The 9,392-nt window shown below is 38.6% G+C and carries 7 protein-coding genes; 2 read left to right on the forward strand and 5 right to left on the reverse strand.

Annotated elements, in window-relative coordinates:
- The 4 genes from F6K22_RS20415 to F6K22_RS20430 all read right to left on the reverse strand — a co-directional run.
- The coding region (locus F6K22_RS20415) for an efflux RND transporter permease subunit (protein WP_293101876.1) at positions 1-485 on the reverse strand (485 nt) is incomplete at its 3' end.
- A 490-nt stretch (positions 486-975) separates the two neighbouring features.
- Positions 976-1,110: a hypothetical protein gene (locus F6K22_RS20420; RefSeq protein WP_293101879.1), complete on the reverse strand. Its 135-nt coding sequence runs from the start codon at positions 1,108-1,110 to the stop codon at positions 976-978.
- Between the two features lie 158 nt (positions 1,111-1,268).
- Complete coding sequence (locus F6K22_RS20425) at positions 1,269-4,133, reverse strand: CHAT domain-containing protein (protein WP_293101882.1); 2,865 nt, start codon at positions 4,131-4,133, stop codon at positions 1,269-1,271.
- Between the two features lie 700 nt (positions 4,134-4,833).
- Positions 4,834-6,738, reverse strand: a complete 1,905-nt coding sequence (locus F6K22_RS20430; protein ID WP_293101885.1) for an HlyD family efflux transporter periplasmic adaptor subunit — start codon at positions 6,736-6,738, stop codon at positions 4,834-4,836.
- Positions 6,739-7,348: 610 nt separating this feature from the next.
- Between F6K22_RS20430 and F6K22_RS20435 the strand changes: the two genes are divergently transcribed.
- Positions 7,349-7,972: a TetR/AcrR family transcriptional regulator gene (locus tag F6K22_RS20435; RefSeq protein ID WP_293101888.1), complete on the forward strand. Its 624-nt coding sequence runs from the start codon at positions 7,349-7,351 to the stop codon at positions 7,970-7,972.
- A gap of 224 nt (positions 7,973-8,196) precedes the next feature.
- Here the strand turns inward: F6K22_RS20435 and F6K22_RS20440 are convergent, their stop codons facing one another.
- Positions 8,197-9,066, reverse strand: coding sequence for an NAD(P)-dependent oxidoreductase (locus F6K22_RS20440; protein ID WP_293101891.1), 870 nt, complete (start codon positions 9,064-9,066; stop codon positions 8,197-8,199).
- A gap of 220 nt (positions 9,067-9,286) precedes the next feature.
- On the opposite strand from F6K22_RS20440, the gene F6K22_RS20445 reads away from it, so the two are divergent.
- A partial coding sequence (locus F6K22_RS20445; RefSeq protein WP_293101894.1) for an IS630 transposase-related protein occupies positions 9,287-9,392 on the forward strand: 106 nt, incomplete at its 3' end.

Below are 9,392 nucleotides of genomic sequence, written 5' to 3' on the forward strand. Positions count from 1 at the left end.
TATTCAGATAAACGAGTAAGAATCGCATAATTAGGTTCAGTATCTTGTTCCCAAGTTAAAGCAGTAATTATAGCATAAGCTTTAACTTCTAGTTCCTCTAATCGTGGTTTACTTGTACCATTAGGTAATTGGGAATCAACTTGATTTAATTGCTCTCTAATTCTTAACCAAATTGTATCAGCATTTATTGCTTCAACTGAATCTAATAATTCAATCTGAATAATTGAAGTTCCTGCCCTCGAAGTAGAATCATAGTCTTTAATTTCTTCAATTTCAGATAATTCTGATTCTATTTTTTCTGTAATTAATGTTTCTACTCGTTCCGCATCAGCTCCCGGCCAAAAAGTTGTGATAACGGCAAGACGGGAAGTTAATTCTGGGTCTTCGAGTCGTGGCAATGTGAAAAAGGATGATGTTCCCCAGACAATAATTATTAGTATTGCCAGGATTAATAGTCGAAAGTTTCGGTAAAATAAAGTAGTCATTTCAGTTATGATTTATATTTTAGTTAAGGATTTTTTTTGCCAAATTTGTGATTTATAAAAGCTAATTTTTATTTGAATCATCACATTAAAGATGAATAAAAACTATTATCCAGTCATTGCGACTGGAACGGAGTGGAAGGAAGCAATCTCTCTGATTTGAGAATTTCCTGAGACAATAATTATTAGTATTTCCAGTATTAATAATCGGAAGTTTCGGTAAAATAAAGTAGTCATTTTAGTTATGATTTATATTTTAGTTAAGGATTTTTTTGCCAAATTTGTGATTTATAAAAGCTGATTTTTATTTGAATCATTACATTAAATCTGAATAAAAACTATTATCCAGTCATTGCGACTGGAACGGAGTGGAAGGAAGCAATCTCTTGGATTTGAGAACTTCCTTAGACAATAATTATTAGTATTGCCAGTATTAATAATCGAAAGTTTCGGTAAAATAAAGTAGTCATTTTAGTTATCAGTTATATTTTAGTTAAGGATTTTTTTGCCAAATTTGTGATGTAAAAAAGCTGATTTTGATGTTAATTAAAGTTCGTAGTTGGGCTTTAGCCCGAACTGTAGATAGGGCTAAAGCCCAACTACAAACAAAAACTTTTTTATCACTCATTATCCAGACATGGTATTACTCACTGAAAAATTAAGGTATAAAGCCTCTCCATTCATGGAGAAAAAAAATTATTTTTATTCAATCCTTCTATTACAGAAGAGGTAATAATTAATTATTAATTATTAATTATTAATTATTAATTGTTAATTATTAATTATTCACTCCCACTCCCCCTGTAATGTAAATGCTCCCCAATAATACGGACTTATCCCCTGCTCCAACATTTGCAATTGGGCTGCCCGCAACGCCTCTACAGATGACAACTCCTGCTCTAACATTCTCTGATAAAACTGTGACATTAAATCTGCCGTTCCAGAATCATCCACTCGCCACAACGAACCTACTACCCGTTTTGCCCCTGCATACATAAACCCCCTTGTCAACCCCACCAAACCTTCACCTTTAATATCCTTGCCTTTAGCTGTTTGACACGCACTCAATACTACTAATTCTGCTGGCAAGTTCAGATTAAAAATATCATTCAGTCGCAGGAAACCGTTTTGCCAGTTGCCATTTTTATCTACTAACGACATGATAACCCCTGATAATTCTGGTTGCCTACCATTAGCAAAACCGTGGGTAGCCAAATGTACAATCTGATATTGGCTTAATTCCTGACTGGTTGCTTTTTCTCGGTTAGCTTGGAAGTCGAAAACTTGAGTGCGTTCTGAGTCTGGCACTAAAGCCATAATTGCTTCTGCTTCAGTGCGAGTACCGGGAAGTCTATCCCACTCAATACCCGCATCCCTAGCCGATCTATCTAATTGTTGTGCCTCTAGGGGTAAACCACGACTCCCGTTTTCTGATGTAGATATTGTGGTAATTTTTCCTGTCATTCTGCTATCTTTCGGGCTAAATACTGGATCGGCAATAATAGCCACTTTTTTTCGGGCAAGTTTTCGAGATTTTGTGCCGTTGCGGATGTTGGCAATAGTAGTAGCTGAAGGCAGATGTACTATTTCGTGGTTGACTATTAAAGGTTGATAACCATCACTTTCTCCATCGGTGTTTGGTATTGATAAGACGGAAAAAGGAATTTCTTGTAAGAAGCGATCGCCAACTATTAATAGACGTTTTTTGTTTAATTTATCAGCAACTGGTTTGAGCAGAATTTCTGTCAGCTCATCGGCAGCACTATCAACTTTTGTCATATCGTTGCGTTCCCGTGGGTTTGTAATTTTAACCATCAATTCTATGGCAGCATTTTTAATTTCTGCTTGGGGAGGAAGTTGATAACTGTGGATGCTGTCTTTGGTGACTGCCCACAAATAACTGCTTTCTTCACCCAAGGAATATTGTAGAAGTAAGGTATCGTCATCTAATACCTGTTGTTGAACTTCCTTGAGGGTGAGGGGTTGAGGTTGGGTTAGGGCTGCATAATTTGGGCTTGCGATCCGCATTTTGTCGCGGAGTTGGTCGTACTCATCTATGAGTTGGTCTCTTGTTTGTTCGATGTTAGCTTTTTGTTCCGGGGTGTATTCTCCACTGAGGAGTTTGATACGTTTGGTTTCGATAGTGTTGAGTTGTTGTTGGAGTTTTCTTTCTGCTGTGGCGAGTTGGGAATCTATTCCTTGACGGATATCGACACTAGCTTCGTTGAGGAGTTCGAGGAGGGTACGGGCGCGACTGCGTTCGCTGGCATGGAAGGCTTTGGAGTCATAACTTTGGTTGGGGTTTTGTTGGTGCAGTTGCATGAGTAAGTCGATGTAGAATTGGTATCTATCATGGACGGTGGCAAAGTAAGAGGCGCGAAGTTCGGGACTAGCAACTTTGGTACGGAGGTCTTCGACTATTTCTAGGGATTTTTCTATGAAAGTTAAGCTTTCAGTCAGTTTGCCTTCGTCTTGTTTGATCCTAGCGATATGATAAAGACTAGATGCTTCCCCACCCCGATGATCTACTTGCTGAAATATAGGTAAAGCTTTATTTAAGTAATTCAGTGCTTCTTGTTTTTCTCCTAAATCATTGTAGACACGGCCAATACCTCTGATAGTGCCTGCTTCCCCCTCTTTATAACCTACTTGCCGTGTTAGAGGTAATCCTTGATTGAAGTAATTGAGTGCTGTTTGTTTTTCTCCTAAATCATTGTAAACACGACCAATATGATGAAGAGTACTAGCTTCCCCCACTTTATCCCCTACTTGCCGTGTTAGAGGTAATGCTTGATTGAAGTAATTGAGTGCTGTTTGTTTTTCTCCTAAGTCACTGTAGACAGCACCAATATATGTGAGAGTGGTAGCTTCCCCTCCTTTATCCCCTACTTGCTGTATTAGAGGTAAAGCTTGATTGAAGTAATTGAGTGCTGTTTGTTTTTCTCCTAAGTTACTGTAGACAACACCAATATTATTGATAACGGTTGCTTCCCCTCCTTTATTCCCTACTTGCCGATCTAGAAGTAAAGCTTGATTGTAGTAATTGAGTGCTGTTTGTTTTTCTCCTAAGTTACTGTAGACAACACCAATATTATTGATAACGGTTGCTTCCTGATGCCGATCGCCTACTTGCTGAGATAGAGGTAAAGCTTGATTGTAGTAATTGAGTGCTGTTTGTTTTTCTCCTAAGTTACTGTAGACAACACCAATATTATTGATAACGGTTGCTTCCCCTCCTTTATCCCCTACTTGTTGTCTTAGAGGTAATGCTTGATTGTAGAAACTCAGTGCTTTTTGTTTTTCTCCTAAGTGACTGTAGACATTGCCAAGCCAAAGCAGTGTGCTTGCTTCCCTACTCAAGTTGCCCGTTTTCCTGAATAGTAATAGTGCCTCTTCCCATTTAGCAATAGCTCCCCTCAGAGATTCTGCTGTACCTTCCTGATACAGTTTCATTCCTTCATCAAAGGCTTTTTCTGCTTCAGCATCAGGGTTGGTTTGAGCAATAACTTCTCCCTTATTCACAATACTTGGCAATATTAAGAGAGGAAAACTGACATTAAATAACATCAGACTATTAATACTAAGAATAGACAACCATCGCATTGGAGAAACCATAAATTTAACCTTTACCCCACAACTATAAATTTTCATTTATTATATTTCTGGTTTTAGAGAAGATATGCAATTGAGGGTGGTTAACAAACAAATGAGATTGCTTCGGCTAAGTTAACCCTTTCCCCAGAAGTTTAACTGTTTGATTACCGCCTCGCAATGACAATTCACCACTATGTCATTGCGAGGGGGGTGGGAACAGCAATTCTTTTTTCTGCCCAACCATTAACCCCCCCCGTGGCAATCTCCTGGCGTTGTGAGATTGCTACCTTTAGGGAAGGCTTCCCCTACGGCTAAGTTAACCCTTTCCCCAGAAGTTTAACTGTTTGATTACCGCCTCGCAATGACAATTCACCACTATGTCATTGCGAGGGGGGTGGGAACAGCAATTATTTTTTCTTGCCAACCCTTAAAACCCCCCGTGGCAATCTTCTGGCGTTGTGAGATTGCTTCGTTTCCCAAAAATTTAACTGTTTGATTACCGCCTCGCAATGACGGTTACTATGTCATTGCGAGGGGGGTGAGAACAGCAATTATTTTTTCTTCCCAACCATTAACCCCCCCGTGGCAATCTCCTGGCGTTGTGAGATTGCTTCGTTTCCCAAAAGTTTAACTGTTTGATTACCGCCTCGCAATGACGGTTACTATGTCATTGCGAGGGGGGTGGGAACAATAATTATTTTTTCTGCCCAACCATTAACCCCCCCCGTGGCAATCTCCTGGCAAAGTTGCCTAAACTTCATCTCACTTCTGACTCCTGACTTCTAACTTCTGACTTCACAAACTGTCCAGGAGCTAATTGATTCGTTCCAGTTGTCACAACCAAATCTCCCGGTTGCAATACTCCCCGCACCAGACTCCGATCGCCCTCCGTATGCAAAACTTCAACCATTCTTTTTTCTGTCTGATAAGTTCCCAAAGGTAAATCCAAATCTGACTTCTGGGGAGAAACCAGAGCAAAACAAGCCAACAACCCCCGCTCTCCCCAAACCAAAGCAGAAGTTGGCAACCAATATCCCTCCATATTTTTAGTCTGATTAAGTTCTAGTCGAACAACAGTACCTGGAGCCACCGCTTGCGGTAGAGCCAAAATCACAGATTGAGTTCTAGTTTTAGAATCTAGCTCTGGTAAAATCGACAGAACTTTCGCACTATAAGTTCTTTCTCCCACCCTCACTTCCTGGAAACTACCTATTCTCAAACGACTAACTTGAGTCGGTGGCACCCCAACCCGAACTTTCCTTCCCCCATCCTCGACTAAACGCACAACACTTTGACCAACATTAATGTTAACGACAACTCCCTCATCTAAATTACGAACAGAAATAGTGCCAGAAAAAGGTGCATAAAGAATACTCTTTTTCAGAACAACATCTATTTCAGAAATTTGTGCCTCGAAACGTTTAACTTCTGCTTTTTGAGCTTCTATCTGTTCGATACGAGTGCCAGCGATAAGTTCATCTAACTGACTTTGCACCTGACGCACTCTCGCTCGTTGAGCTTCTATCTGTTCGATGCGAGTACCAGCAATAAGTTCATCTAATTGACTTTGCACCTGACGCACTCTAGCTCGTTGAACTTCTATTTGTTCCGAGCGAGTTCCGGCGATAAGTTCATCTAACTGACTTTGCACCTGACGCACTCTAGCTTTTTGAGCTTCTATTTGTTCGGAGCGAGTTCCTGTTTGTAGCTTTTCTAATTCACTTCGCGCTCTCTCAAGTCTAGCATTCAGAGTATCAGTCTCAGTCGAAGCTTCATCAAGTTGTTCTTGAGAAATTGCTCCTTCTTTATAAAGTCCTTCACGTCTTTTTTCTCTAATTTGAGCTAATTCTACTTGTTCCTCTAAGTCTAATAGTGCTGAACGAGCTGCTTCAATATCTTCTGTGCGGGGTCCTGTTTGCAGTTCTTGTAATTTGGCTTGTTCTTGAGCTAGGGATGCGCGGGTTGCTGCAATAACTTCTACCCTCGGTCCCCTTTGCAGTTCTTGTAATTTGGCTTGTTCTTGAGCTAATGATGCACGAGTCGCAGCAATAACTTCTACCCTCGGTCCTCTTTGCAATTCTTGTAATTTGGCTTGTTCTTGAGCTAATGATGCACGAGTCGCAGCAATAACTTCTACCCTCGGTCCCGTTTGTAGTTCTCTGAGAGTGGCGATCGCTCTTTCTTTCTGAGCTATTAATACTGCCTTTTGCGCTTTTGTTTGGCTGGTATCCAGTTGAGCGATAATTTGTCCCTTGGCTACTTTTTCTCCTTCTTCTATATATATAGATTGAAGTAAACCAGATCGCTCGAAACCAAGTTCGCTGCTTCTTTTTGCTTCTACAACTCCTGTATAACTTTGAGAAACCGAGTAGGAATTAACTAATTTTATAGGGATAGCTTGAACAGAGAGAATATTGGGAAGATAACTTTCTGAGGTTGGTTTAACAGAAATATTTTGATTCTGGAGAAATTTTAGAGTGCCAAAAGTTGTTGCCAAAATAATTACTAGCAGGCTAACCCCTATCCATTTCTTTTCTTTGCTTTTCGGTTTGAAGTTGGCAGTCTCAGATTGAATTGGTAAAGTTTCTATCAGATCGGTTAAGATTTCCACTTTACCATTTGTTTCATCAGATTTAGAGTCTAACAATTTTTGCTCTGTCATTGGTTTGTAGTTTAAAGATTATTTGTCAAATAAATCTAAAAAAGGGCTGAGATATACTGAGTTCTCTCTCCGGGATTTGCTCACTAGACCCCTACCTTTACCATTAGCTACGGATTTTTCCAGATTTAATGTTTTTTTAATAAATACTCCCTAGCTTAACTATATAGTAGTCACCATTACTATTAGGACATTCTCAAATTTAGTCACAGTAATAATTTACGGGCGAATGACCATTCGCCCCTACTGACTTCACCTAATAGATGGCCATATTTTGGGTAATACCATGTCCGGATAAGAGCGTGATGAAAACACTTTTTTCCCTATCTCCTGTCTTCCCCTCCTGGGAGGGGTTAGGGGTGGGTTGCCTCCTACCTCCTGTCTCCTATCTCCTGTGTTCCCCTCCTGGGAGGGGTTAGGGGTGGGTTGCCTCCTATCTAATTATTTATAACTGTTCAACCGGACATGATATAATTTGGAATAAAAGTGGAATTTTAAAACATTCGTTTGATTCACTATAATTAAAACATACGTTTAAAATAATTGCAAGGGTAGCTGATTGATGATTAAATCAAATAAAGCTGCGTATTCTGGAAAACAAATACAAGATTGAATGGGTAAAAACTCAACTATTGACACAAAGGAGCAAATTCTTAATGCTGCCGAGAAACTGTTTGCCTCTCTAGGTTTTGCAGGAACTTCACTAAGGGCCATAATTCGGGAAGCGGATGTAAATTTGGCAGCCATTCATTATCACTTTGGTTCAAAAGAGGAACTATTTAGTGCAGTAGTCCGACGAGTAGCACAACCCATTGTCGAAGAACAACTAAGACAACTAACAATTCTAGAAGAGTCAGACAACCTCCCTTCAGTGCCAGAAATTTTCACAGCTTTTCTTACTCCTCCCCTACAGATGATTCAACAGGGATCGGAGGAATGTCGGATTCATGCACAATTTATGGGGCGTTGTCGTGCCGAACCCCACCCAGTTCAGAAACTAGCAGAACAAGAATTTAGAAACAGTCAACAAAGATTTCTATACATACTGACAAAAGTCCTACCCCATCAATCTCCCACAGAATTAAAATGGAAACTTGATTTAGTAGTTGCGATGTTAGTGCGTACTTTAAATCAAATGGAGCAATCAGAAATATTCAGTGAGGATAATTCTCTTGAGGATATTGATGAACTTGTAAAGCGTCTTGTGAATTTTATTAGTTATGGTATTAGTGCTTAATTTTGTTTATAGTAGGGCTTTAGCCTGAAGATAGATAGGACTAAAGCCCTACTAAGTAGGTAGGCATAAATAAAGGTTAAAACAAAAAATCTCAAAAAGAATCTATAACCAAGTTCCCAAGAGGTTTTCACCCTTTTAAATTTCCATTGCTATTGTACCGATAATTAAGCCCACCACTTACTAATTATTGTAGGTCTGTATTCCTATTCCCTATTCCCTATTCCCTACTCCCTATTTTCTAAATTAACTGCTGAAAATAAAGCAGAATAATCTAAATCCGATAAACCCAATTCAATAGTTTTCTCTAAAACTTTACGCACACCTTCTTGAATATTTACATCAAGTCCTACAGATTCTGCTGCATTAATAAATATATTTGTATCCTTTAATAAATGCTTGACTGGGAAATTAGGATTTTCGTAATTTCTCTCCAACATCCGTTGTAATTTTTTATCAAATGTTGGAGCATATAAAGCACTATCTCGAACAATTTGCATAAACAAATCTACATCTATTCCTTCCCTAACTATTAATCCTAAACTTAAAGCAAAAGCTGTTGTTAAAGAGCCAATTAATTGATTCATTGCTAACTTAATTGCAGCACCGCTACCTACCGCACCAATATGTAATGGATCGGGACTAAATACTTTTAATAAACCAGACCATTTTTCATATTGTTCTGGGGAAGCTCCCACCATAACAATTAAACTTCCAGATTTTACCTGTGGAATACTGCCTAAAACAGGAGCTTCTAAATATTCTCCGCCACAAGCTACAACTTCATCTCTAATTTCCTTACTTTCTGTAGGAGAAATAGTTGCCATTTGAATTACTGTGCGACCGGATAATTCCGCTTTTGAACTGTCAGATAAAAGTACATTTTGAATAGCTTCAGCATTAGTCAACATCAAGATTAAACATTCTGAATTTTGAATAGCTTCTACTGGAGAATTAGCTATTTTAGCACCTGCTTTTTGTAAAGGTTCTAATTTAGATTGAGTGCGATTATAAGCAGTTACGATATGATTAGCTTCTAACAATTTTTGAGCCATTGGTAGACCCATTAAACCTGTACCTAAAAATCCAATTTTCATCAGTTATTTTCTCTAAAGTTTTATGTTGAAATACCATTATTTTTTAGATTTGTCAAAATACTGGCGACTAATAAAGTAATACCAAATTCAAAAAAGGTAGTTACATCTTAATTTGTGATTTATTGCTACAATTAAAAATTGTATATATAGTCGTTTTAATTAAGATTGAGACAAAAATTGAGTATAATAAAATCAAGTAAACTAGAAACTATTTTTAACCATGCCTTACAGTTTAGACTTAAGACAAAAAGTAATAAATTTTGTGGAAAATGGTGGTAGAATTACCGAAGTAGCTCATATCTTTGGGGTAGGAAGAGCTTCGATAT

Source organism: Okeania sp. SIO2F4, assembly GCF_010672385.1.
Classification (GTDB): domain Bacteria; phylum Cyanobacteriota; class Cyanobacteriia; order Cyanobacteriales; family Microcoleaceae; genus Trichodesmium.

What these genes read in the sequence shown, in the direction of transcription:
- F6K22_RS20425 (WP_293101882.1), bottom strand. Translation starts at nt 4,133, where the DNA reads ATGAAAATTTATAGTTGTGGGGTAAAGGTTAAATTTATGGTTTCTCCA.
- F6K22_RS20420 (WP_293101879.1), bottom strand. Translation starts at nt 1,110, where the DNA reads ATGAGTGATAAAAAAGTTTTTGTTTGTAGTTGGGCTTTAGCCCTATCT.
- F6K22_RS20430 (WP_293101885.1), bottom strand. Translation starts at nt 6,738, where the DNA reads ATGACAGAGCAAAAATTGTTAGACTCTAAATCTGATGAAACAAATGGT.
- F6K22_RS20440 (WP_293101891.1), bottom strand. Translation starts at nt 9,066, where the DNA reads ATGAAAATTGGATTTTTAGGTACAGGTTTAATGGGTCTACCAATGGCT.
- F6K22_RS20435 (WP_293101888.1), top strand. Translation starts at nt 7,349, where the DNA reads ATGGGTAAAAACTCAACTATTGACACAAAGGAGCAAATTCTTAATGCT.